This is a genomic window from Gulosibacter sp. 10 (assembly GCF_900163695.1).
Taxonomy (GTDB): domain Bacteria; phylum Actinomycetota; class Actinomycetes; order Actinomycetales; family Microbacteriaceae; genus Gulosibacter.
On sequence record NZ_FUIC01000017.1, the window covers coordinates 21,098 to 43,497 of the forward strand.

The following is a 22,400-nucleotide window of genomic DNA, read 5'->3' on the forward strand; positions in this document are numbered from 1 at the left end:
GTCTCATATCCCGGAGCCGAAGCGGCACGAGACTCCAATCCGCGCGTTCGCACCTCCGAGCAGCGTGCTCGGGGCGCCCGATTCGCAAACGGGGCATCCTGTCCGGGCGCACGGCTGCGCGCAGCGGATTCCGGCGTAGATGCGTCGCAATCTGCTGTTCTGCGGGCCCGAGAACAGCGGATTGCGACGCATCCGTACGCGGAGAGGACCCAGCAAGCTCTACTACTGGGCTCCGGACGGACCCAGCCGCATCCGTACGCGGACAGGCCCGGGCAGACTTTGCCGCTTGGGCTCAAGCCTGGTTCAAGCGCATCCGTACGCGGCGCGGCCGGGGCAGGCTCGGCCGCTTGACTCGGGACCGACCCAGCCGCATCCGCACGCGGACAGGCCCGGGCAGGCCCGGCGGCTCGGCTCGGGACCGGCACAGACGCATCCATGCGCGGGCCCGCCCAGCCCGCAGGCATGCTCCCGAGGACGCGCGTGGCGCTCAGCGCAGCTGCGGGAGCGCCCGGACGGCGCCGCGCAGGTGCGGATGCGCGAACTCGTATCCGGCCTCCTCGAGCCGCTCGGGCAGCACCCACCGGCTCTTGAGCACGAGCTCGGGCTCGGTGCGGAGCGCCCACATGGCCGGCTCGAGCACGGCCCGGGGCGCGGGGATGCCGATGGGCATGCGGACGGCGGCGCGCAGCTCGCGCATGAGCGTGCGGTTGTCGCTCGGGTTGGGCGCCGCCACGTTGATCGGGCCCTCGATCTCCTCGCGATCGCGGATGAATCGGATCGCGCCGATCACGTCGTCGATGTGCACCCAGCTGAACATCTGGCGGCCGCGGCTGTCGTGCCATGGCGCGAGCCCGCTCCCGGTCGGCGTCGGGCCGATGCCGCGGTAGCGCCGATGCGGGAGCCACGCGTGGTCGAGCTGCGGGCCGCCGAGCCCGAGGCGCGCGAGGGCGACGAGCATTCCGGTGGCCGGCCCGCCGCCCAGCACGATCGTCATCCGCAGGGCGGCGCGGCGGGTGCCGGGCAGGTCCCCCGCGAAGAACTCCCGCTCCCATTCGCGCGCGATGTCGACCGAGAGCCCCTCCCCGATCTGGCCTGAGCGCTCGGTCTGCGGGACGTCCATCGCGTAGCGGTAGATCGTGGCGGTGCTGGCGTTGAGCCAGAGCGCGGGAGGGGACGCTACCGCGGCGACGGCCTCGCGCAGCTCGCGAGTCGTCTCGATGCGCGAGCGCAGGAGCTCCCGCCGATTGGTATCCGTGTAGCGGCAGTTCACGGACTTGCCTGCGAGGTTGACGAGGAGCTCGGCCCCGTCGACGAGACGGCGGATGGCCTCGGCGTCGCCCCAGCGCGCGTCCGGGCCGGATCGTCCGATGCCGCGGACCTCGTAGCCGTCCTCCTCGAGGGCGTCGCGCAGCGCCCTCCCGATGAAGCCGGAGCCACCTGCGAGCACGGCACGTTTCATCATGCGGCCAGGCTATCGGCCCGCTCGCGCGGGTGCATCCCGATCCTCTGCCGCCGGGCGGCCGAGCGGCCGGGCAACCGAGCGGTCGAGCGGCCGGGCAACCGGGCGGCCGAGCGGCCGGGCGGCCGGGCGGCCAGGCAACCGAACGGCCGAGTGGCCGGGCAGCCGAGCGGCCGAGTGGCCGGGCAGCCGAGCGGCCGAGTGGCCGGGCGGCCGAACGGCCGAACGGCCAGGCGGCCGAACGGCCAAGCAGCCGAGCGGCCGAGCGGCCAGGCGGCCGAGTGACGGGGCGGCGAGCGGCGAGCGGCGACGAACCCGCTACTCGTGCGGGATGAAGGTGTACTTGTACTCGAGGAACTCGTCGATGCCGAGCACACCGCCCTCGCGGCCGATCCCGGAGGACTTCACGCCGCCGAGGGGTGCGGCGACGTCCGAGATGATGCCCGAGTTGATGCCGACCATGCCGATCTCGAGCCGGCGCGAGACGCGCATGGCCCGGACGAGGTCGTCCGTCATGAGATAGCCGGCGAGCCCGTACTCGGTGTCATTGGCCAGCGCGATCGCGTCCTCCTCGTCGGCGAAGGTCACGATCGGGGCGACCGGGCCGAACACCTCCTCGTCGAGCATGCGGGCGTCGCGCGGGACGTTGCGGAGCACCGTCGGCGGGTAGAAGGACCCCGGTCCCTCGACGCCGCTGCCGCCGATGAGCGCCTCGGCGCCCTTCCCGATCGCGTCGTCGACGAGCGCCTGGATGTTCGCGACCGCGCCGCGGTCGATCATCGGGCCGATGTCGGTCCCCTCCTCGAGGCCGTCGCCGACGGTCATCTCGGCGAAGCGCGCGGCGAGCCGCTCCGCGAACTCCTCGGCGATGCCCTCCTGCACGAGGATGCGGTTCGCGGCGGTGCACGCCTCGCCCATGTTGCGCATCTTCGCGGCGGTCGCCTCCGCGACGGCCCTGTCGAGGTCGACGTCCTCGAACACGATGAACGGCGCGTTGCCGCCGAGCTCGAGCGAGGTGCGGACCATGTGCGCCGAGCACTGCCCGTGCAGCAGCTTGCCCACGGGCGTCGACCCGGTGAAGGAGAGGTGGCGCACGCGCCCGTCCGCGAGCAGCGGCTCCGTGATCGCCCGCGAGCTCGACGTGGTGACCACGTTGAGCGCGCCCGCGGGCAGCCCCGCCTCCTGGAAGATCCGGGCGAGGAACAGCATCGTGAGCGGCGTCTTCGCGGCCGGCTTCACGACGACCGCGCAGCCCGTGGCCACGGCGGGGGCGATCTTGCGCGCGCCCATCGCGAGCGGGAAGTTCCACGGCGTGATGAGCAGCGAGACGCCCACCGGCTCCCGCGTGAGCAGGATCTGCCCGCGGCCGCTCGGCGACTGCCCGTGCGAGCCCTGCACGCGCACGCCCTCCTGCGCGTACCACTGCAGGTAGCCGGCCGAGTAGTCCACCTCGCCGCAGGCCTCCTTGAAGGGCTTGCCCATCTCGGCGGTCATGATGGCCGCGAGCTCCTCCTTCGATTCGAGGAGCAGCGCGTGGGCCCGGAGCAGGATCGCCGAGCGCTCCGCGGGCGCGAGCGCCGCGAATCCGGGCTGCGCCCGGTGGGCCGCATCGAGCGCGCGCAGGCCGTCCTCCGGCGCCGCGTCGGGCAGCTCTGCGAGGACCTCGCCGGTGGCGGGGTTCTCGACGGCGAGGCCGGGGCGATGGCGGAGGTCCTCCCAGACGCCGTCGATGAGGATGGCGCGGGGGACGCCGCCGAGGTCGAGTTCCGGCATCGTTCAGGCCTTCGCGGCGAATGCGGCGTCGACCGCGTCGGCGAACTCGGCGAGCGACGTGAACTCGAGGTTCGGGGTCACGTCCACGCGCGGATCGGGCGTCGCGCCCCAGCCCGGGCGGTCATGACGGCGGTTGATCCAGACCGTGTCGAGTCCGGCCCGCTTGCCGGGCACATGGTCGTGGAACAGCGACTGGGCGACGTGCAGGAGCTGCGGCCGCTCGACGTCGAGCTCGCCGAGCCGCTCGAGGAGCACCTCGAAGTTGCGGGCCGCGGGCTTGTACGAGCCGATGGCCTGCGCCGTGTTCACCTGATCGAACTCGACGTCCATGCGGCGGATGCTGCCCTCGACGCCCTGCTCGTGGACGTTCGAGAGGATGATGAGCCGGTAGTGCCGCTTGAGCCGCGTGAGCGCCTCGTGCGTGTCCGCGAAGGCCGGCCAGTCCGGCACCGAGCGGCCGAGCTCCTGGAGCTCCTCGTCCGCGGCGGGCAGGTCGAGATCGGCGGCGGTGCGGCGGAAGGCCGCCTGCAGCACCTCGGCGTAGGCGAGGCCCGGGTATTCGCGCTCCACGGCCGCCTCGTTGTCGGCGTAGGCCAGCAGCAGCCGCTCGTCGTCGAGGTCGGAGCCGTGGCGCTCGGCCCACTCCTTGAGCACCTTCGCGATGCCGGCCTCCCAATCGATGAGCGTGCCGTACACGTCGAAGCTCAGTGCGGCGTAGGACGTCAGATCAACCATGATCCCTCCAGAAGTCGTGCGGGCGGTCCCTCCGCCCCGAGCAACTGTATAACAGTATATCTACTTTGAGAAGCGGGATCAGCGGTCCGCGATGTGGCGCTCCACGAAGCGCTGCGCCGAGTCGAGATGCTCGACCCACGCGCGCTCGAGCTCGGCCGGATCCGCGCCGCGCTCGAGCATGCGGTAGAGCTCCTCGTGCTCCTCATAGAGACTCGCGCCGCCCCGGTACTGATCCTTGAGAATGCCGATGAGCAGCCGCGACTCGCTCGAGATGCCGAGGAACAGCGCTCGGAGCCGCGGCGAGCCGGCCGCCTTCACCACCGCCGAGTGGAACGCGAAGTCGGCCTCGACGATCACCGTCCAATTGGCGTCGTCCTTGAGGTCCTCGAAGCCGCGGAGCGCCTCGAGCACGCCGTCGAGCGGCGCACCCGTCTCCCGCACCTCGCGGACGGCGTCGAGCTCGATCAGCCTGCGGATGCGATAGATGTCGCGGACCTCGTCAGCGTCGAAGGTCCGCACCCGCGCGCTGTGCCCCGGCGGGCGGACGAGCAGCCCCTCCGAGATGAGCTGCTGCACCGCGGCCCGCGCGGTGGGCCTGGCGATGCCGAACTCGCCCGCGACCCGCGTGTCCTTGAGCTCCTGCCCCGCCGCGTACTCCCCCGCGAACAGGCTGTCCCGCAGGCGGGCCGCCGCCGCGTCGACGACGGATACGGTCTCCAGTTGCTGACTCACGTGCGCGCTCCTCACTATGCAGCCATCGGGAGCATGGTACCGAACGCGGTGTGACTGTATAGCTGTCCACCACCCGGACGGCGACACCGGCGCACCCGTGCAGCACGGGCGCGCCGGCGGGCCGATCACGCGCCGGGCTCAGCCGAGCAACGCGCGGAGCGCGCGCTCGAGCGCGGCGAGACCGATCTCGATCTCCTCCTCGCTGACGGTGAGCGCGGGCACGACGCGCACGACGTTGTTCGCGGGGCCGCACGTGAGCAGCAGCAGCCGCTCGTCGACCGCGGCCTGCTGCACCTCGGCCGCCGCCGTCGGATGCGGCTCGCCGTCCGATTCCGAGAACTCGATGGCCTGCATGAGGCCCGCGCCGCGCACATCGCCGATGACCCGGAACCGCTCCTGCAGCCGCTCGAGCCCCGCGTGCAGCTGCGCGCCGCGCACGGCCGCGTTCTCGACGAGTCCCTCGTCCTCGATCACCTTGAGCGTCTCCACGCCGGCCGCCGCGGCGACCGCGTTGCCGCCGTAAGTGCCGCCCTGCGAGCCGGGCAGCGCCTTCGACATCAGCTCCGCGCTCGCGGCGATCGCCGAGATCGGGAAGCCCGAGGCGATCCCCTTGGCCATGATGATCACATCCGGAGCGATCCCGGCCGCCTCGTGCGCCCAGAACCGGCCGGTGCGGCCCACGCCCGCCTGGATCTCGTCGAGGACGAAGAGGATGCCGTACTCGCGCGCCCGGCGCTCGAGCCCGCGCAGGAAGGCCTCGGGCACGGGGATGTAGCCCCCGTCGCCCTGCACCGGCTCGATGATGAACGCCGCCACCTCGTCGGGGCTGGTGACCGTCTGGAACAGGTAGTCGAGCTCCCGGAGCGCGAAGTCGGTCGCCTCCTGCTCGGTCATCCTGAGCCGGTAGGCGTACGGGAAGGGCGCGACCACGACGCCGCCCACCAGCGGCGAAAAGCCGGTGCGGAACTTCGTCCCGGCCGTGGTGATGCTCGCGGCGCCGAAGGTGCGGCCGTGGAATCCGCCCTGGAAGGCGATGATGTTCGGCCGACCGGTGGCCATGCGCGCGAGCCGCAGCGACGCCTCGACCGCCTCCGCGCCCGAGTTGGCGTAGAAGAGCGAGTCGATGTCGCCCGGGAGGTGCCGGCCGACCGCCTCGGTGAGCTCGAGCAGCGGCTTGTGCATGACGGTGGTCGCCTGCGCGTGGATGACGCTGCCCACCTGCCGCTGCGCGGCCCGCACCACGCGCGGGTGGCAGTGGCCGGTGGAGGTCACGCCGATGCCGGAGGTGAAGTCGAGGTAGCGGATGCCGTCGGTGCCGAGAATCCAGTTCCCCTCGGCCTTCTCCACGACGACCGGAGTCGCCTGCTTCACTACGGGGCTGATACGGGCCATGGTGCTCCTCTTCGAAATCGTTGCGCACGCTCTACAACAGACAACATTTTCGGCTAACTGTATAACAGCTATCCAGTAGGGACAATGTGTCGAGTTCGACTCGATACGGCGGGATTCGTCCACCGGCCCTCGCCCATCCGCACAGATGCGTCGCAGATCGCGGTTTCGGCCCCGGCATAACGACAATGTGCGACGCATTTGCGCAAGAAGGTGCCAAACCACAGAGCGAGCAGCCGCCGCCCGGCAAAGGACCGAGAGGCAAGCGGCAAGGAACAGATGAACAGATGCGTCGCAGAGTGCGGTTCCGGCGCCGGCATAACCGCGATCTTCGACGCATCTGTGCAACGAGGAGCGCCAGCCACCCCGACAGGCGCCTTGCCGTCGGACAAGGGCCCCATAGGCGCAGCAGGGGGCCAAAGAGCGGACAGCGAGGCACAGGCGAACAGATGCGTCGCAGAGTGCGGGCATGCGGAGTCCAGAACGGCAATCTGTGACGCATCCGCGCGATGGGGATGCCGTCCGCCAGAACAGGCACCCGCCACCGCACGGGGAACCGAGGCGCGAATGGGAAGGGACCGGAGGGACGCGCAACATGAGACCGATGAGGACACGGCAAAGGCCCGAGAGGCGCACAGCGAAGGGCGAGAACGGACGGCCGCAAGGAGCAGATGAACAGATGCGTCGCAGATTGTGGTTTCGACGCCGTCAGAACAGCAATGTGCGACGCATCTGAGGCTGCGGGACGCGCAGAAGGCGCTCGCCGGAGGAAGGAGCCATCGGATGGCAATGAGGGTGCCGGAGACAGAAAGGGCCGGAACAGAGGGACGCCGGAGCAGAAACGAAGGAAGCCGGGGCGCAAAGGGGCCTGAACAAGAGCAGGCCGGGAAGCAGGAGGAAGCCAGGAATGGGAGGAAACCGAGGACGGGAGGAGACCAAGAGCGGGAGGGGACCCACGGATATAGGGGAGACCAGGGGTGGGAGCAGGCCGGCGGACAGAAGGAGGCCGACGGACGAGAGGAAGTCAGGAGCGGGAAGAAACCGAGGGCAGGAAGAGGTCAAGAGTGGAAGCAGGCCGACGGACGAGAGGAAGCCAGGAACGGGAAGAAACCGAGGGCAGGAAGAGGCCCAGAGTGGAAGCAGGCCGACGGGCAGGAGGACACCAAGGGTGAGAGCAGAGCGCCGGGCGGGAGAAGGCCGGGAGCGGGGGCCGAGGACGGGAGGAAGCCGGGGAACGCACGCTCACGAAGCTCACAGGTTCAGGGGTTGCCACCGAGTGCAGATCGTATATGATTTCGTATATCAGGCCCGGAGACGGGTCGGAGGACCACAGCAACGACGCGAAGGGAAGCCATGTCGATCGACTTCACTGATCGTGAGAACCGCCCGGGCAAGATCATCGCCCTCCACCTCAACTATCCCTCGCGCATCGAGCAGCGCGGGCGCTCCCCCAAGTTCCCCGGCTACTTCATCAAGGCCGGCACATCGATCGCCAAGAGCGGCGACGCCATCGAGCGCCCCACGGGCACCGAGCTCCTCGCCTACGAGGGCGAGATCGCGCTCATCATCGGCGAGACCTGCCGGCGCGTGAGCCCCGAGGACGGCTGGTCCAAGGTCTCGGGCATCACCGCGGCCAACGACTGGGGCCTCTACGACCTGCGCCACGCCGACAAGGGCTCGAACGTCAAGAACAAGTCGGGCGACGGCTACACCCCGCTCGGCCCCGACGTGATCCCCGCCGACGGCCTCGACCCGAAGGCCCTGCGCGTGCGCACCTGGGTCAACGGCGCCCTCGTCCAGGACGACGACACCTCGGGCCTCGTGTTCCCCTTCGGCCAGCTCGTGGCCGACCTCTCGCAGCTCATGACGCTCGAGGCCGGCGACGTGATCCTCACCGGCACTCCGGCCGGCTCGTCCGTGGCCCAGCCCGGCGACACCGTCGAGGTCGAGGTGGATGCCCCGGCCGCGCCCGGCGCGCCGAGCACCGGCCGCCTCGTCACCGAGGTCGTCGAATCGCAGTACGAGATGGCCGCCTTCGGGGCGCAGCCCAAGGTCGACGACACGCAGCGCGAGGAGGCCTGGGGCTCCCGCGAGGCCGCGGGCCTGCCCGACCCGCGCGGCATCATCACCGACGAGCTGCGCGCGAAGGTCGCGGAGACTGCCGTCGCCACGCTCTCGGCGCAGCTGCGCAAGCGCGGTCTCAACAACGTCTCGATCGACGGCCCCACGCTCAACCACGCCGGCAGCCGCATCCTCGGCTACGCGAAGACGCTGCGCTACGTGCCCAACCGCGAGGACCTCTTCAAGAAGTTCGGCGGCGGCTACAACGCGCAGAAGCAGGCGATGGACTCGGTGCGGCCCGACGACGTGGTCGTCATGGAGGCCCGCGGCGAGAAGGGCACCGGCACCCTCGGCGACGTGCTCGCCCTGCGCGCCCAGGTGCTCGGCGCATCCGGCATCGTCACCGACGGCGGCGTGCGCGACTCGGCCGCGGTGGACGAGCTCGGCATCCCCGTCTACTCCAACGGCTCGCATCCCGCGGTCCTCGGCCGCCGCCACGTGCCGCTCGAGTTCGACCGCACCATCGCGTGCGGCGGCGCCACCGTGCAGCCCGGCGACATCATCGTCGGCGACGACGACGGCGTGATCGTCGTGCCGCCCGAGCTCTTCGCCGAGGTCGTCGAGGACGCCTACGAGCAGGAGCAGCAGGACGCCTGGGTGTTCGAGCAGGTCAAGGCCGGCAACAAGGTCGACGGCCTCTTCCCGCCCACCGGCGAGTGGAAGCAGAAGTACCAGGAGTGGAAGCAGTCGCGATGACCACCACGACGCCCGCCACCGAGCTGTCGAAGTCGCAGCAGGCCTACGCGTACCTGCGCGACAGGATCGCCTCGGGCGCCTTCGGACCCGGCTACCGCCTGGTCCTGGGGCAGATCGCGAGCGAGCTCGGCTTCTCGACGGTGCCGGTGCGCGAGGCGATCCGGATGCTCGAGGCCGAGGGCGTGGTCACCTACGTGCACAACGTGGGCGCGCAGGTGACCACCCTCGACCGGGGCGTCTACCGCGACACGATGGAGACGCTGAGCCTCGTCGAGGGATTCGCCACGGCGCAGTCCGCGCCGCGGCTCACCGCCGCCGAGATCGCCGAGGCCCGCGAGATCAACGCGCGGATGCGCGAGCTCGCCGCGGCCCCCACCCTCGACGCCTCGCGCTTCACCCGGCTCAACCGGGAGTTCCACTCCGTGCTCTTCCAGCACTGCCGGAACGAGCACATCGCCGACCTCGTGCGCCGAGGCTGGCACCGGCTCGAGACGATGCGCGAGTCCTCCTTCGGCTTCGTGCCCGAGCGCACCGCCGAATCCGTCGCCGAGCACGAGGAGCTCCTGCGCCTCATCGAATCCGGCGCCGGCCCCGAAGTGATCGAGCGCCAGGCCCGGCTCCACCGGCAGAACACGATGCACGCCGTCCTCGCCTCGATCGACGACTAGCGCGCACCCCATCACACGAACCCGACCCGCACCCCCACCACCGAAGTAAGGAATTCGCATGACTACCCGTCCCGCAAATCTCCCCACCGAGATCAAGCACTACATCAACGGCGAGTTCGTCGACTCGGTCTCGGGCGAGACCTTCGACGTCCTCAACCCCTCCACCAACGAGAACTACGCGGTCGCCGCCTCCGGCGACAAGGCCGACATCGACCTCGCCGTGGCCGCCGCCACCGAGGCCTTCGACAACGGCCCCTGGCCCACCATGAAGCCCCGCGAGCGCGCCCGCGTGCTCAACAAGATCGCCGACGCGGTCGAGGAGCGCGACCAGGAGCTCGCCGAGATCGAGACCTGGGACACCGGTCTGCCGATCACGCAGGCCAAGGGCCAGGCCCGCCGCGCCGCCGAGAACTTCCGCTTCTTCGCGGACCTCATCGTCGCGCAGCACGACAACGCCTTCAAGGTGCCCGGCACGCAGATCAACTACGTGAACCGCAAGCCCATCGGCGTCGCCGGCCTCATCACGCCGTGGAACACCCCCTTCATGCTCGAGTCCTGGAAGCTCGCCCCCGCGATCGCCTCGGGCTGCACCGTCGTGCTCAAGCCGGCCGAGTTCACACCCGCCTCGGCGCAGCTGTGGGCCGGCATCTTCGAGGAGGCCGGGCTGCCCAAGGGCGTCTTCAACCTCGTCAACGGCTTCGGCGAGACCGCGGGCGACTCGCTCGTGAAGCACCCCGACGTGCCGCTCATCTCCTTCACCGGCGAGTCGCGCACCGGCCAGATCATCTACGGCAACTGCGCCGCGAACCTCAAGGGCATGTCGATGGAGCTCGGCGGCAAGTCGCCCGCCGTGGTCTTCGCCGACGCCGACCTCGACGCCGCGATCGACTCGACCCTCTTCGGCGTGTTCTCGCTGAACGGCGAGCGCTGCACCGCCGGCTCGCGCATCATCGTCGAGCGCTCGATCTACGACGAGTTCGTCGAGAAGTACGCCGCCCGCGCCCGCAACATCAAGGTCGGCGACGTGTTCGACCCGGCCACCGAGGTCGGCGCGCTCGTGCACCCCGAGCACTACGAGAAGGTCATGAGCTACGTCGAGCTCGGCAAGGACGAGGGCCGCGTGCTCGCCGGCGGCGGCCGCCCCGAGGGCGCCCCCGAGGAGGGCAACTGGGTGGCCCCCACCGTGTTCGCCGACGTCGCGCCCGACGCCCGCATCTTCCAGGAGGAGATCTTCGGCCCCGTCGTCGCGATCACCCCGTTCGACACGGACGAGGAGGCGCTCGAGCTCGCGAACAACACCCGCTACGGCCTCGCCGGCTACATCTGGACCTCGAACCTCAAGCGCGGCCACAACTTCGCCCAGAACGTCAACGCCGGCATGGTGTGGCTCAACTCGCACAACGTCCGCGACCTGCGCTCGCCCTTCGGCGGCGTCAAGGCCTCGGGCCTCGGCAACGAGGGCGGCTACCGCTCGATCGACTTCTACACCGACCAGCAGGCCGTCCACGTCACCCTCGGCGACGTGCACACCGCCCGCTTCGGCGCCAACTAACCCTCCCCCGAACGTCACAGCAAGGAAGCGAATCATGACCGCATTCTCCGAGGAGAACCGCACCTCGGCGGGCTTCTACGTCACCGAAGAAGCCCCCATCCAGCCCGCGAACCCCATCAAGACCCCCGAGGCCCCGGCCCCGGACATCCTGCGCTGCGCCTACATGGACCTCGTCGTCACCGACCTCGCCGCCTCGCGCCACTTCTACGTGGACGTGCTCGGCCTGCACGTGACCGAGGAGGACGACGAGGCGATCTACCTGCGCTCGACCGAGGAGTTCATCCACCACAACCTCGTGCTCCGCAAGGGCCCCGTCGCCGCCGTCGCCGCGTTCTCGTACCGCGTGCGCTCCGCCGAGGACCTCGACAAGGCCGTGGCCTTCTACGAGGAGCTCGGCTGCCGCGTCGAGCGCCGCCCCGAGGGCTTCACCAAGGGCATCGGCGACTCGGTGCGCGTGGAGGACCCGCTGGGCTTCCCCTACGAGTTCTTCTACGCCGCCGACCACGTGGAGCGCCTCTCCTGGCGCTACGACCTGCAGATCCCGGGCGAGCTCGTGCGCCTGGACCACTTCAACCAGGTCACCCCCGACGTGCCCCGCGCCGTGCGCCACTACCAGGACCTCGGCTTCCGCGTCACGGAGGACATCCAGGACAAGGAGGGCACCGTCTACGCCGCGTGGATGCGCCGCAAGCCCACCGTGCACGACACCGCCGCGACCGGCGGCGACGGCCCGCGCATGCACCACATCGCGTTCGCGACGCACGAGAAGCACAACATCCTCGCGATCTGCGACAAGCTCGGCGCGCTGCGCATGTCGGACGCGATCGAGCGCGGCCCCGGCCGCCACGGCGTCTCGAACGCGTTCTACCTCTACCTGCGCGACCCGGACGGGCACCGCGTCGAGATCTACACCCAGGACTACTACACGGGCGACCCGGACAACCCGGTCGTCACCTGGGACGTGCACGACAACCAGCGCCGCGACTGGTGGGGCAACCCGGTCGTGCCCTCGTGGTACACCGACGCCTCGCTCGTGCTCGACCTCGACGGCAACCCGCAGGAGGTCGTGGCCCGCACCGACGCGTCGGAGATGGCGCAGACCATCGGCGCCGACGGCTTCTCGTACACCCGCGAGGGCGACGAGGCGAAGGGCTACAAGCTGGGCAACCAGGTCTAGGCCGTTCCGCGACGCTCGCGGACGAACGCCTCGGGGGCGGATGCGATGCATCCGCCCCCGAGGCGTTCTCCCGTCCCGCCCGGAGCGAGTACCGCGGCGGCGCCCTCAACCGGCGCCGGACCCGAACTCGAGCCGCACCCGCATCGGGTCGAGCTGCTCGAGCTTCGCGATGCCCTGCTCGCCGATGCGCTCCGACACCTGCTCCGCGATGGCCTCGACGAGCGCGAGCCCGGGGACGAGCGAGTCGGAGGGCCCCGGGGCGTCGACGCTCGCGATGAGCACGACGTCGGCGATGCTCGCGATCGGCGAGAGCCACCGGTCCGTCACGAGCACGAGCCGCGCCCCGCGCTGATCCACCTCCTGCGCGAGCAGCTCCGTGCTGCTCTGATAGCGGCGGAAGTCGAAGAGCACCCACACGTCGTTCTTCGCCCGGGAGTCGAGCACCAGCGAGGCCCGGTGCAGCGCGCTCTGCGGGCTCACGAGCACGTTGCCGCGGAAGAGCGAGAGCTGGGCCGCGAGGTGCTCGGCGAGCAGGCCCGAGAACGTGCCTCCGGCCGTGACGATCCGCCGCTTGGTGTCGGCGAGCCACTCGACCGTGCGGATGTACTCCCCCGACGGCACCGAGCCCAGGGTCTTCTCGATCCCCTCGAGGAATACGCGCTTGCTCTCCTCCAGCGCGCCCGTGGCGCCCGTGTTCGCCTCGTGCGGGTTCGTCGACGTCGCCTGGGTGAGGACGGACTCCTGCCGCTCCTTGAGCTCGGTGCGGAGGCTCTCCTGGAACTCGCGGAACGAGTCGAATCCGAGGGATTTCACGAAGCGGACGATCGTGGCCGGGCTCACCGACGCGCGCTCCGCGAAGCGCTGGACGGTGTCCATGCCGGTCACGGGATAGTCGGTGGTCAGCGCGCGCGCGGCCCGCTTCTCGGCGCCCGTCAACGAGTCGAAATGCAACTGGATCCGTTCGGCAACGGTGCTCTGCCTGTCTCGCCCTGGATCGTTCACCGCTATCTCCTCTTTTCTCCGACCGCGGGGCCGCCGAGCGGCCGCCCGTCTCCTCGCCTTTTCTGCACGGGGTTTGCACGATACCGGTTGCCGGCTGGCGCGAACCGTCGCGCTCCACACCGCGCCGCGGGATCAGGCCTTCTCCGCGACCGCCGGCGCGGCCCGGCCCCGCGCTCGCCTGCGGAATCCGAGTTCGCGATGGCCCATGATCCCCAGCGGCCGGACGATCAGCACGATCAGCAGGATGACGGCGAGGACGAGCTCCGCGGTGCCCGGCGGGAAGGCGATGCCGAGGATCTGCCCGTCCTGCACGCGCCGCAGGAACTCCTGCAGGGCGCTGATCAGCAGCGTGCCCATCACCGCGCCGCTGAGCGAGAGGTAGCCGCCCACCACGATCATCACCACGAACCCGAACATCGCCGCGATGAAGAACGCCGAGACGTGGAAGGTCGTGAGGAAGGAGGCGTAGAGCGAGCCCGAGATGCCGCAGAGGAAGCCGCTGAGCACCCAGGCGAGGAACCGATGCCGGCCCACGCTGATGCCCGAGGCCTCGGCGGCCCCCGCGTCCTCGCGCGAGGCCCGCAGCTGCAGGCCCGAGGAGGACACCTTGTAGAGCCAGGCCAGCACGATGGCGAGCACGGCGGCGCCGAGCGCCCACCACACGTCGACGGCCTGGGGGATGCCGATCATGCTCGAGGAGCCGCGGGTGACGTCCGTCCAGTTGTTGATGACGGTGAACACGATGAGCAGCAGCGAGAGCGTCGCGATGCCCGCCTGCAGGCCGCCGAGCCGCGCGATGGCGGGCCCGGTGAGGAGCGCGAGCCCGGCCGCGGCGACGCCCGAGAGCAGCAGCGCCACGGGGAAGGAGACCTCGAGGTCGAGCACCCACGCGAACGGCTCCGGCATGCTCGAGAACATCGACTGCTTGAGCCCGGCGGGGATGGTCAGGTACGCGGTGGCGTAGGCGCCGATCGCCATGAACGCGACGTGGCCGAAGGACATGATCCCGGAATTGCCCGAGAACGTGAACAGGCCCACGACGAAGACCACGGAGATGAGCGCGAGCGTCGCGATGTACAGGATGATCGATCCCGAGACGACGCCGATGACGGCGACGAGGACCGCGATCCCGCACAGGATGAGCGGGAGGGATTTCGTCGAGCGGAGCTCTTCGGTGAACATCAGGACACCCGGACCTTCTCGCCCGACAGCAGTCCCTGGGGCCGGACCACCAGGATCGCCATCACGAGCGTGTAGAGGAATGCATCGCGGAAGGGCACCAGCTGCTGCGGGAGGAAGGCCTCCAGCCCCGCGCTGATGATGCCGAGGAGCAGGCCGCCGAGCACGGCGCCCCGGAGGTTGCTCATGCCGCCGAGCACGGCGCCGACCACGCCGATCAGCAGGGGCGAGAGCCCCATCTCGGCGGAGATCGCGCCCTGCCGGCCGACCAGGACGACCGCGGAGACGGCGCCGACCACGCCGACGATCGCGAACGCGCTGATCATCACCACGTTCGTCCTGATGCCGAGCACGTTCGCCATCTCGAAGTTCTCGGAGGAGGCGCGCAGCTGCGCGCCGAGAGAGGTCTTCTGCAGCAGGAGCATCACGCCCGCGAGCGTGATGCCGCACAGCGCGATCGTCACGAGCTGCAGCACCGATATGCGGCTGCCGAGCACCTCGAAGGAGGTGGACATGAAGCTCCGCGACGGGACGCCCTGCGCGCGCGGCAGCACCGTCATGCGCGCCACGCTCTGCAGGATGAGGCTCACCGCGAAGGAGGCGATCATCAGCGTCACCGGATCGGCGTCGCGCAGCGGTCTGAAGGCGAGCCGCTCCGTGAGCACCGAGACGAGGACGCCCGCGGCGATGGCCGCGAGCAGCGCCACCGGCCAGGGCAGGGTCCGGCACAGGTACAGGGTGAAGGCCGCGGCGAGGATGATCTCGCCGTAGGCGAAGTTCATGAGTCCGAGGACCCCGAACAGCAGTGCGATGCCGATGGAGAGCAGGGCGTAGAACGCGCCGAGCCCCACCGCATCCACGATGAACTGGACGAACATCTATTCCTCTCCCCTCGTGGCGGGCTCGAACCCCAGGTAGTCCACGACCGCGGGGCTCGCGGCGAGATCCGCCGCCCCGCCCTGGCCGATGATGCGCCCCGGCGGCTGGACCACGTAGGCGCGGTCCGAGATCTCGATGGCGCGGACGGCGTTCTGCTCGACGAGCATCACCGTCACGCCGTCCTCGGGGAGGGCGCCGATGAAGTCGAAGAGCATGTCGACGACGATCGGGGCGAGCCCGAGCGTCGGCTCGTCGAGGAGCAGCAGTCGCGGCCTCGAGACCAGGGCGCGGGCGATCACGAGCTGCTGCTGCTCGCCGCCCGACAGCCAGGAGGCGCCCTTGCCCCAGTACTTCCTGAGGATCGGGAAGCGCGCGAGCTGCGCCTCGATGTCGCGCTCGGCCTCGGCCCGGTCGCGCCGGGGCGTGGTGCCGAGGCGGAGGTTCTCGGCGACGGTGAGCTTGGCGAACACTCCGCGCTCCTCGGGCACGTAGGCGATCCCCCGCCTGACCCGCTGCTCGATGCGCCCCGAGGCCAGCGGGGAGTCCTCGAACGCGATCGTCCCGGCGGTGATCGGCGCGAGCCCCGCCACCGCCTTGAGCACGGAGGACTTGCCCGCGCCGTTCTGGCCGACGAGCGAGACGATCTCGCCCTCGCCGACCGAGAAGGACGCGCCCTGGACGGCCTTGATCGATTTGCCGTACTGCACGTGCAGGTCGTTGATCTCAAGCATGGTCGCCCTGCTTTCCGAAGTAGATCTCGATGACCCTGGGGTCGCGGTAGACCTCGGCCGGGTCGCCCTCCACGACGGTCCTGCCGCTGTCGAGCACGTGGAGCCGGTCGCAGGTGTTCATCACCACGGACATGTCGTGCTCGACGAGCAGCACGCCGCAGTTGCGCTTGAGCACGAGGTTCTTGATCGACTCGATCAGCTCCTCGCCCTCGCTCTCGTTCTGGCCCGCGGCGGGCTCGTCGAGCAGGATGAACCTCGGCCTGGTCGCGAGCGCCCGGGCGATGCCGATGCGCCGCACGAGGCCCGCCGAGGCGCTGCTGGCGGGGATCCCCTGGTGGTCGCCGAGCCAGAGCTCCTCGACGATCTCGTCGATGAGCGGCGCGGCCTCCCGGCTCGAGAGCCCGCTCCCCACCGCGGCCGCCTCGATGTTCTGCCTCACGGTGAGGCGGTCGAAGGGGCGGACGCTCTGGAAGGTCCGGGCGATGCCGAGCCGGACGCGACGGCGGATGGGATCGCGCGTGACGTCCCGATCGCCCAGGCGGATCCTCCCCGCGCTCGGGCGGAGGAGCCCGCTGATGAGGTTGAGCGTGGTCGTCTTGCCCGAGCCGTTCGGCCCGATGAGCCCGAGGACCTCGCCCCGCCGCACCTCGAAGGAGACGTCGTCGACGGCCTTGACGGCGCCGAACGTGATGCCCGCGGCGTCGACGACGAGCGCCTCCGGTTCCGCCGCGGCGCTCGGCGCGGATGGGTTTTCCGTGTTCACGGCTGACCGCCTTCGTGTCGGGCGGGGCGCCCCGGGAGGTCCCGGGAGGCCCCGCCTGCGAGAATCGTCCGGTCCATCGCGCCTACTGCGTCGCGCAGGCGTTGCCGTCGCCGGTGTCGGGGATGAGCGCGGCCGTGTGCTGGGTCACGAACTCGACCTCCCCGCCCGAGAGCTCGAGGATGCTGAAGGGGAAGTCGATGATCTTGTTGCAGGTCTCGTTGAAGTACTGCAGCTCGCCGATCGGCGTCTCCACGGCGATCCCCGCCTGGATGGTCTCGTAGATGGGCTCGGGCTCGAACGACGCCGTCTCCGCGAGCGCCTGCTCGAGCATGAGCATGAGGTTGTACCCGTGCAGGGCGTATCCCGAGGAGGGCTCCGCGTCGTACTTCGCCTGGTAGGCGTCGACGAACTCCTGGGGCCCCTCGGAGTCGGCGCCGCTGCAGTACACGTAGCACGTGAACGCCGTGTAGTACACGTCGGACACGTTGCCGGCGATGTCGATGAGCAGCTGGCCGTCGACGGCCGCGGGGGTCACGATCGGCAGGTCGATGCCGCTGTCGCGGATCTGCTTGACCGCGGTGGCCCCGGCCGGGTTCCAGCTCGCGACGTAGATGAAGTCGAGGTCCGCGGCGTTCGCCCGGATGTCGCTGATCTGCGCGCCGATGTCCACGGAGTCGCCGCCCGGGAAGCTGCTCGTCCCGACGACCTCGCCGCCGAGCTCCTCGAACGCCGCCTGGAAGTAGACGCCGGTCGACTTGGTGTACTCGATGCTCTCGTCCTGCAGCAGGTAGGCGGACGTCCAGTCCTGGTCGAACGCCCAGGACGCGCCCGTCGCGCCTTCCACGTCCGAGCCCGCGTTCGCCGTGAACACGTGATCGCCCAGCGTGGTCCGGTCGGCGGTCTTCGGGTCGCCCGCGCAGATCGAGATCGCCGGGATCCCGGCTCCCTGCGCGGCGATGGCCCCGGGGGCGCTGAGGTCGAAGTCGCAGGGGGTCACGATGAGGTCGGCGCCCTCGGCGATCAGCTCGGAGGTCACGACGCCCATCGTCTCGGTGCTGGACTGCACGTCCTTCACGACGGTGCGGATCTCGGTGCCGTCGATGCCCCCGTTCTCGTTGATCTCCTCCACCCGCAGGAGCGCGGCGTTGCCCGGTTCCACATCGAACGGGGCCATGTTGCCGCTCTGCGAGAGCGCGAAGCCGATCACGATCTCGTCGGCGTCGCCGGAGCCGCCCCCGCCGGCGGCCGCGCAGCCGCTCAGGACGAGCCCCGCGGCCGCCGTGAGGCCGATGGCGGCGGGCCCCCATCGCCGAGCGCTCGCTCGCTTGCTGGTATTCATGCTGGTGTTCTCCTTGATCTGCGGGCGCCGTCGATCACTGCTGATCGGCGACGCGTTGGAATGCCGTGCGCGCGACGTCGAGCGCCCGGTCGATATCTGCCTCGGTGGTGGAGGCGTTGAGTCGGCGGTCCCCGGTGGGGGCCGAGGGTTCGAGGACGCCGCCCTCGAGCAGCGTCTCGTGGTAGAGGCGGTAGCTCGCGGTGTCGACGTCCATGGTGTCGCGGAAGGTGCGCGGCGCGCCCTGCCGGAAGTAGACGGCCCACTCGGAGCCGAGTCCGACGACGCTCGCCGTGGCTCCCGTCTCCGCGATGGCCCGCTCGAGGCCGCTCCGGAGGCGGTCGCCGAGCTCGTAGAGCCGGTCGACGGTCCGCTCCCGCCGCATGATCTCGAGCGTCTTCAGCGCCGCGGCCACCGCGTAGGGCTGGCCGTTGTAGGTGCCGTCGATGGTGGCGGTGTCGCGGGCGTAGGCGCCGAGGTGCGCCATGACGGAGTCGCGGCCCGCGATGCCGGCCAGGGAGTAGCCGTTGGCGATGGCCTTGCCGAAGATCGCGAGGTCCGGGGTCACGCCGCAGATGCTCTGGTATCCCCCGAGCGCGGAGCGGAATCCGGTCTTCACCTCGTCCATGACGAAGACGACGGCGTGGCGGTCGCACAGCTCGCGGAGGGTCTCGAGGAACCCGGGCTCGGCCGGCACGCAGCCGAAGCTGTGCACGTAGCCCTCGGCGAAGGCCGCCGCGAGCTCGTCTCCGTGCTCGGCGAACGCCGCGCGGAGCCCGGCCTCGTCGTTCCACTCCACCACGACCACGTCGTCGGTGACGGCGGGGTGGAGGCCCGCGGAGTTCGGCGTGTTCAGCGGCGACTCGGGGGTCAGGTCCCCGCGGGCGCCGCCGACGGCGACGTGGTCGCTCCAGCCGTGATAGGAGCCGTGGAACTTGAGGATGCGGCGCCGTCCCGTGGCGGCGCGGGCCAGGTGCACCGCGTGCATGCCCGCGTCGGTCCCCGAGGTGCAGAACGCGACCTTCTCCGCGCACGGCATGAGGTCGCACACCTCCTCGGCGAGCTGCGCCTCGCCGAGCTGCGGGCCCACGCCCGTGATGTCGCAGGTGCTCGCGGCCTCGAAGACGGCGCGGTTCACCCGCTCGTCGCAGTGGCCGAGCACGATCGGGCCCCACGCGTTGAGGAAGTCGGTGTACTGCGCGCCCTCCTGGTCCCACAGGTAGGCCCCCTTCGCCCGCGTGAAGACCTGCTGCCAGCCGACGCGGTGGCCCGAGGAGACGCCTCGGGGCACGTATCGCTTCGCCTTCTCCCATCCGGGCTGGGCTGATGAGTGCTGTGTCATGATCGTCCTTCCTGGTGGATCGGCGTGCGGCGGTGCGGAGCCGGTTCGGCGGCCCTGCTCATCGGTCGAGCTCCTCGCGCAGGGCGGCGGTGAGCCGCTCCGCGATCATCGCCGTCGGCAGGTTCGAGTTGGCGCTCGGCACGAGCGGCATGATCGAGGCGTCGAAGACGTGGGCGTTCTCGAGCCCGTGGATCCTGCCGCGCTGGTCGACCACCGCGCCCTCGTCGCCCTCCCCGCCCATCCGGGCGGTGCCGACCGCGTGGAAGTAGTCGCCGACGTAGGTGGAGAGCCACTGCTCGAAGAACTCCTCGTCCCGCAGCCGGTCGAGCGGGGTGCCGATCTCGTCGACGAACACCTCGTCGACGATGCGGCGGAAGCTCGGGGCCTCGAGGACGCGCTCGAGCGCGCGCATCGCGTCGCGCATCGCCGTGCGGTCCTCCTCGGTGCTGAGCATCCGCTCGTAGACCACCGGGGGCTTCATCGGGTCCTCGGGGTCGAGCTCGAGGTATCCGGTGGAGGTCACGCGCATGAGCGCGGCCATGATGAGGCCGTGGTTGGCGGGGCCCGGATGGAGCAGCGTGCCGTGCAGCGGCAGCAGGTTGATGTCGTGCTCGCGCACGGAGGAGGAGCAGCGCAGGACCGCGCCGATCGCGGGGATGCTCCGGTCGGCCTCGCGGTAGGGCTCCCGCATCGAGAAGTAGACGGAGGCGGCGGGATGGTCCTGCAGCCCCTTGCCGATGCCGGGCAGGTCGAGCCCGGTGCGCAGGAGGATCGACGGCGTCTCGAAGGCGCCGGCGCAGAGCACGACGCGATCGGCCTCGAGGATCCGGCCGTCGCCGAGGCGCACGCCCGTCGCCCGGCCGTCGCGGAGCTCTAGGCTGTGCACCTGCGAGCGGTCGAGGACGCGGAGGTTCGGGCGCGGGCGCGCGGGCTCGAGGTAGGCCTCGCGGCTCGAGTACCGCTTGCCGTCGCGCGCGTTGCGCCACAGCCGTCCGCTGCCGTCCACGGGCTCGTAGGTGTCGATGTCCTCGGGCAGGTCGAGCGCGCTGCCGGCCTCGATGAGCGCCCGGTCGACCGGGGTGAGCTCCTCGTCGGCCGAGACGACGAGATCCTCCTTGAGCAGCTCGAACCACGGCCGGACGTGCTCCCAGCTCCACTCGTCGAGCCCGAAGTCCTCGACCCAGGCCCGGTAGTCCTCGGGCACGCCCGGCACCGCGAGCATCGCGTTCGTCGTCGCCGAGCCCCCGACGCCGGTGCCCCTGCGGTAGGGGCGGGCCGGATCGTTCTCCAGCTTCTCGGCGTAGAGGTCGCTGTAGAAGGCGTCGGCCTCCTCGAGCGCGTCGAGCCAGTTCACGGAGGTGAGGTTCGGCAGCGAGGCCAGCGGGGTGTCGGGCCCGGCCTCCAGCAGCGTGACCCGGATGTCGGGGCATTCGGTCAGGCGGGCCGCGACGATGCATCCGGCGGTGCCCGCGCCTACGACGATGATGTGTTCCATTGCGCTCCTCTGCGTCGGATGGAGTGTTCGGGGCGGCCGCGCTAGCGGGCCGGTCGCTGGAAGAAGTCGCTGTTCAGGACCATGAGGTCGTCTCGGGATATCTCGTCGAGGCTGGATCGGCCGATGCCGAGCATGGTCTCCCGGACGCCGCGCTTGAGGATGTCGAGCACCCGGTAGACGCCCGCCTGGCCGGCGACGGCGAGGCCGTAGAGATACGCGCGGCCCACGAACACCGCCTTGGCGCCGAGCGCGAGGCACTTCACGACGTCGGATCCGCGGCGCACGCCGCCGTCGACCATGACCTCGATGCGGTCGCCGACCGCCTCCGCGATATAGGGCAGGAAGCGGATCGTGGCGGGCGTGCCGTCGATGTTGTTGCCGCCGTGGTTGGAGACCGAGATCGCGTCGGCGCCGATGTCGACGGCGATCTCGGCGTCCTTGACGGTGGTGATGCCCTTGATCATGAGCGGCCCGTCCCAGATGCCGCGGATCCACTCGATGTCCGCGACGGTCGGGGCCGGGGTCTGCTCGAACTCGCTCCAGGCCTCGCCGAAGTAGGGGATGTGGCCGTCCGGCATGAACAGGTTCGGCACCTTGAGCTCGGGGATGCGGCCGCGTCGGAGATACTGGGCCAGCCAGCCGGGCCGCGAGAGCGCGATCGGCGCGAGCCGCGCCATCGTCGCGAGGCCGAGGTCGCTGGGCGGCGCGATCGGCACGCCCCCGTCGCGACGCGGCGTGTGCGACCAGTCCAGGGTGACGATGAGCGCCTTGGCGCCGGCCTCCCGGGCCCGCTCCACGCGGCGGCGGATGCGGTCGCGCGTGCCCACCCAGTAGAGCTGGAAGAACGTGTCGGGGTTGGCGCCGACCACGCGGTCGACCGGGTCGGCCGACCACGAGCTGAGCCCCATGGCGGTGCCCATCTGGTGGGCCGCGGCGGCCGCGGCGGTCTCTCCCCCGGGGTGGATCGCCTGGGCGCCCACCGGCGACACGATGACGGGGAAGCCGATGTCGACGCCCATGATCCTCGTGGCGGTGTCGATGCTCGCGGGCCGGTCGAAGATCGTCGGCGAGAAGCCCAGCTGCTCGAATGCGCGGACGTTCTCCGAGAGCGTCCACTGCTTCTCGTTGCCCGCCTTCACCGCGAGCCAGACGTCGTGCGGCAGTTTGCGCTTCGCGAGCTTCTCCGCTTCGGCGAGCGTCTGGAAAGGCACCGGTCCAACCATCTCGTTCCTCCTTGAACGTCATCGGCCGCGTCGCGGTCCGTCGTGAACGGCGACGCTCGAGGCTTCGGAAGAAACCTCTCAGCTTGCGTCAAGCGTAAGGAATCGACACGAACATTTCAATACAAATATTTCAAGTCATCAAAAACTC

The 22,400-nt window shown here is 70.4% G+C and carries 18 protein-coding genes; 4 read left to right on the forward strand and 14 right to left on the reverse strand.

The window, feature by feature from the left end:
- Positions 1 to 487 precede the first annotated feature (487 nt).
- The 5 genes from FM112_RS06870 to FM112_RS06890 all read right to left on the reverse strand — a co-directional run bounded on the left by FM112_RS06870 (position 488) and on the right by FM112_RS06890 (position 6,091).
- Complete coding sequence (locus FM112_RS06870) at positions 488 to 1,462, reverse strand: epimerase (protein WP_087005526.1); 975 nt, start codon at positions 1,460 to 1,462, stop codon at positions 488 to 490.
- Positions 1,463 to 1,777: 315 nt separating this feature from the next.
- A complete protein-coding gene (locus FM112_RS06875) occupies positions 1,778 to 3,232 on the reverse strand; it encodes an NAD-dependent succinate-semialdehyde dehydrogenase (protein ID WP_087005529.1) in 1,455 nt (484 codons plus the stop codon).
- Between the two features lie 3 nt (positions 3,233 to 3,235).
- On the reverse strand, positions 3,236 to 3,967 hold the full coding sequence (locus FM112_RS06880; RefSeq protein WP_087005532.1) for an HAD family hydrolase: 732 nt from the start codon (positions 3,965 to 3,967) through the stop codon (positions 3,236 to 3,238).
- Positions 3,968 to 4,045: 78 nt separating this feature from the next.
- On the reverse strand, positions 4,046 to 4,699 hold the full coding sequence (locus FM112_RS06885) for a GntR family transcriptional regulator (protein ID WP_176386715.1): 654 nt from the start codon (positions 4,697 to 4,699) through the stop codon (positions 4,046 to 4,048).
- A 138-nt stretch (positions 4,700 to 4,837) separates the two neighbouring features.
- Positions 4,838 to 6,091 carry an aspartate aminotransferase family protein gene (locus tag FM112_RS06890; RefSeq protein ID WP_087005539.1) on the reverse strand — a complete coding sequence of 418 codons (1,254 nt, stop codon included), beginning with the start codon at positions 6,089 to 6,091 and terminating at the stop codon, positions 4,838 to 4,840.
- Between the two features lie 1,350 nt (positions 6,092 to 7,441).
- Between FM112_RS06890 and FM112_RS06895 the strand changes: the two genes are divergently transcribed.
- From FM112_RS06895 to hpaD, 4 genes are read left to right on the forward strand one after another with little or no spacing between them, the layout of a single operon-like run.
- Positions 7,442 to 8,905 (forward strand): fumarylacetoacetate hydrolase family protein, encoded by a 1,464-nt coding sequence (locus FM112_RS06895; protein ID WP_087005542.1) that lies wholly within the window; start codon positions 7,442 to 7,444, stop codon positions 8,903 to 8,905.
- Positions 8,902 to 9,573 carry a GntR family transcriptional regulator gene (locus tag FM112_RS06900; RefSeq protein WP_087005545.1) on the forward strand — a complete coding sequence of 224 codons (672 nt, stop codon included), beginning with the start codon at positions 8,902 to 8,904 and terminating at the stop codon, positions 9,571 to 9,573. Before FM112_RS06895 ends, FM112_RS06900 begins: the two co-directional genes overlap by 4 nt.
- A 58-nt stretch (positions 9,574 to 9,631) precedes the next feature.
- A complete protein-coding gene (hpaE, locus tag FM112_RS06905) occupies positions 9,632 to 11,125 on the forward strand; it encodes a 5-carboxymethyl-2-hydroxymuconate semialdehyde dehydrogenase (protein WP_087005548.1) in 1,494 nt (497 codons plus the stop codon).
- A 34-nt stretch (positions 11,126 to 11,159) separates the two neighbouring features.
- A complete protein-coding gene (hpaD, locus tag FM112_RS06910; protein WP_087005551.1) occupies positions 11,160 to 12,302 on the forward strand; it encodes a 3,4-dihydroxyphenylacetate 2,3-dioxygenase in 1,143 nt (380 codons plus the stop codon).
- Positions 12,303 to 12,407: 105 nt separating this feature from the next.
- On the opposite strand, the gene FM112_RS06915 is transcribed toward hpaD, so the two are convergent.
- The 9 genes from FM112_RS06915 to mftD form a co-directional block, all read right to left on the reverse strand.
- Positions 12,408 to 13,304, reverse strand: a complete 897-nt coding sequence (locus tag FM112_RS06915) for a MurR/RpiR family transcriptional regulator (RefSeq protein WP_176386716.1) — start codon at positions 13,302 to 13,304, stop codon at positions 12,408 to 12,410.
- A 132-nt stretch (positions 13,305 to 13,436) separates the two neighbouring features.
- Positions 13,437 to 14,486 carry a branched-chain amino acid ABC transporter permease gene (locus tag FM112_RS06920; protein ID WP_087005558.1) on the reverse strand — a complete coding sequence of 350 codons (1,050 nt, stop codon included), beginning with the start codon at positions 14,484 to 14,486 and terminating at the stop codon, positions 13,437 to 13,439.
- Positions 14,486 to 15,361 (reverse strand): branched-chain amino acid ABC transporter permease, encoded by an 876-nt coding sequence (locus tag FM112_RS06925; RefSeq protein ID WP_087005561.1) that lies wholly within the window; start codon positions 15,359 to 15,361, stop codon positions 14,486 to 14,488. The genes FM112_RS06920 and FM112_RS06925 overlap by 1 nt, the downstream gene beginning before the upstream one ends.
- Positions 15,362 to 16,093, reverse strand: coding sequence for an ABC transporter ATP-binding protein (locus FM112_RS06930; protein WP_087005564.1), 732 nt, complete (start codon positions 16,091 to 16,093; stop codon positions 15,362 to 15,364).
- Positions 16,086 to 16,856, reverse strand: coding sequence for an ABC transporter ATP-binding protein (locus tag FM112_RS06935; protein WP_087005567.1), 771 nt, complete (start codon positions 16,854 to 16,856; stop codon positions 16,086 to 16,088). The genes FM112_RS06930 and FM112_RS06935 overlap by 8 nt, the downstream gene beginning before the upstream one ends.
- 82 nt (positions 16,857 to 16,938) lie before the next feature.
- Entirely contained in the window at positions 16,939 to 18,195 is a 1,257-nt protein-coding gene (locus FM112_RS06940; RefSeq protein WP_087005571.1) for an ABC transporter substrate-binding protein, read from the reverse strand.
- A gap of 34 nt (positions 18,196 to 18,229) precedes the next feature.
- On the reverse strand, positions 18,230 to 19,534 hold the full coding sequence (locus FM112_RS06945; RefSeq protein ID WP_087005574.1) for an aspartate aminotransferase family protein: 1,305 nt from the start codon (positions 19,532 to 19,534) through the stop codon (positions 18,230 to 18,232).
- 58 nt (positions 19,535 to 19,592) lie between these two features.
- A complete protein-coding gene (locus tag FM112_RS06950) occupies positions 19,593 to 21,029 on the reverse strand; it encodes a GMC family oxidoreductase (protein WP_087005577.1) in 1,437 nt (478 codons plus the stop codon).
- A gap of 41 nt (positions 21,030 to 21,070) precedes the next feature.
- Positions 21,071 to 22,252, reverse strand: a complete 1,182-nt coding sequence (gene mftD / locus FM112_RS06955) for a pre-mycofactocin synthase MftD (protein ID WP_087005580.1) — start codon at positions 22,250 to 22,252, stop codon at positions 21,071 to 21,073.
- Positions 22,253 to 22,400 lie beyond the last annotated feature (148 nt).

Bases quoted from the DNA above. Each gene is read 5' to 3' on its own strand.
- FM112_RS06925 (WP_087005561.1), bottom strand. From the start codon at position 15,361: ATGTTCGTCCAGTTCATCGTGGATGCGGTGGGGCTCGGCGCGTTCTAC.
- FM112_RS06900 (WP_087005545.1), top strand. From the start codon at position 8,902: ATGACCACCACGACGCCCGCCACCGAGCTGTCGAAGTCGCAGCAGGCC.
- FM112_RS06945 (WP_087005574.1), bottom strand. From the start codon at position 19,534: ATGACACAGCACTCATCAGCCCAGCCCGGATGGGAGAAGGCGAAGCGA.
- mftD (WP_087005580.1), bottom strand. From the start codon at position 22,252: ATGGTTGGACCGGTGCCTTTCCAGACGCTCGCCGAAGCGGAGAAGCTC.
- hpaD (WP_087005551.1), top strand. From the start codon at position 11,160: ATGACCGCATTCTCCGAGGAGAACCGCACCTCGGCGGGCTTCTACGTC.
- hpaE (WP_087005548.1), top strand. From the start codon at position 9,632: ATGACTACCCGTCCCGCAAATCTCCCCACCGAGATCAAGCACTACATC.
- FM112_RS06890 (WP_087005539.1), bottom strand. From the start codon at position 6,091: ATGGCCCGTATCAGCCCCGTAGTGAAGCAGGCGACTCCGGTCGTCGTG.
- FM112_RS06880 (WP_087005532.1), bottom strand. From the start codon at position 3,967: ATGGTTGATCTGACGTCCTACGCCGCACTGAGCTTCGACGTGTACGGC.
- FM112_RS06930 (WP_087005564.1), bottom strand. From the start codon at position 16,093: ATGCTTGAGATCAACGACCTGCACGTGCAGTACGGCAAATCGATCAAG.
- FM112_RS06875 (WP_087005529.1), bottom strand. From the start codon at position 3,232: ATGCCGGAACTCGACCTCGGCGGCGTCCCCCGCGCCATCCTCATCGAC.
- FM112_RS06870 (WP_087005526.1), bottom strand. From the start codon at position 1,462: ATGATGAAACGTGCCGTGCTCGCAGGTGGCTCCGGCTTCATCGGGAGG.
- FM112_RS06940 (WP_087005571.1), bottom strand. From the start codon at position 18,195: ATGAATACCAGCAAGCGAGCGAGCGCTCGGCGATGGGGGCCCGCCGCC.
- FM112_RS06950 (WP_087005577.1), bottom strand. From the start codon at position 21,029: ATGGAACACATCATCGTCGTAGGCGCGGGCACCGCCGGATGCATCGTC.
- FM112_RS06920 (WP_087005558.1), bottom strand. From the start codon at position 14,486: ATGTTCACCGAAGAGCTCCGCTCGACGAAATCCCTCCCGCTCATCCTG.
- FM112_RS06895 (WP_087005542.1), top strand. From the start codon at position 7,442: ATGTCGATCGACTTCACTGATCGTGAGAACCGCCCGGGCAAGATCATC.